Origin of the sequence: Nitratireductor sp. GCM10026969, from assembly GCF_042660605.1 — a bacterium.
Classification (GTDB): Bacteria; Pseudomonadota; Alphaproteobacteria; order Rhizobiales; family Rhizobiaceae; genus Chelativorans.
Map to the genome: position 1 here is coordinate 1 of NZ_JBHSUM010000306.1, position 1,114 is coordinate 1,114.

A 1,114-nucleotide genomic window follows, 5' to 3' on the forward strand; every position below is an offset into this window, starting at 1 on the left:
CAGGCCGAACAGGGCGGCAAGGCCGAGTGCCGCGGGATAGAGGCCGCCCTGACCCGGCACGGGCAGCACCGAGGCGAGCATGGCGCTGGCGGCGAAAGGCATGAGGGCGGCGAGCACGAGGCCGGCGGCGATGCCGATCACGGCGATGATGAGGATCTGCAGAAGATAGACCGAGACGACGAAACCGCCCGCAGCGCCCAGGCTCTTGAAGGTGGCGATGACGGCCCGCTTGCCGTCGAGATAGGCGCGTACGGCATTGGCCACGCCGACGCCGCCGACGACGAGCGCGGTCAGCCCGACAAGGGTGAGAAACTGGGAGAAACGCTCGATGTTGGAGGTCAGCGCGGGGGCGGCGTTGAGGCGGGTGCGGATGCTCCATCCGGCTTCGGGGAAGCGCTCGCCCGCTTCCTCGCGCACGGCCCGCAGATCGGCCTCGCTCGTCCCGTCTTGGAGCCGAATCTTGTAGCTGTGCTCCACCAGGCTCCCCGGTTGGACGAGTCCGGCGGCGTCGAGCCCCTCGAGCGAGACCATCAGGCGCGGCGCGAAGCCGAAGCCGTCGGAAATCGCATCCGGCTCGGTGACGAGCGCGGCGCGCAGCTCGAAGACCTGGCCGCCGAGCATCAGCCGGTCGCCCACGGAAAGGCCCAGCCTGTCCAGAAGAAGCGGCGCGACGATCGCGCCGTAGGCCCCGTCCGACAAGCCGAAGAGCGACTCGTGGGGAAGGGCAGGTTCGGTGACGAGACTGCCGTAGAGCGGATATCTGCCGTCCACCGCCTTGACTTCGACCAGCGCCTGGTCCGAGCCGTCGGGAAGCCGCGCCATGGAGCGCATGTTGGCGCTGACCGCAAGCTGGCCGAGGCTTTCGAGCCAGGCATGTTCGGCCTCGTCGGTCTCACGCTGGTTGAGTTCGAAGCGGATGTCGGCGCCCAGAAGCTCCTGGCCCTGGGAGGCGACGCCGGTGCCGATGGCGCGGGCGACGGAATTGACGCCGCCGATCGCCGCCACGCCGAGGGCGATGCAGGCGAGAAAGATGAAGAAGCCGGAGAGCCCGCCGCGCATCTCGCGAAGCGCAAAACGCAGCGCGAGCGCGGGGCCCGCGCCGGCGGCCGCCATG

General features: G+C 69.8%; 1 protein-coding gene. It reads right to left on the reverse strand.

Annotated features, from left to right (window positions below; translation table 11 throughout):
* A partial coding sequence (locus ACFP9U_RS25160) for an ABC transporter permease (protein ID WP_378625624.1) occupies nt 1-1,113 on the reverse strand: 1,113 nt, incomplete at its 3' end.
* Nucleotide 1,114 lies beyond the last annotated feature (1 nt).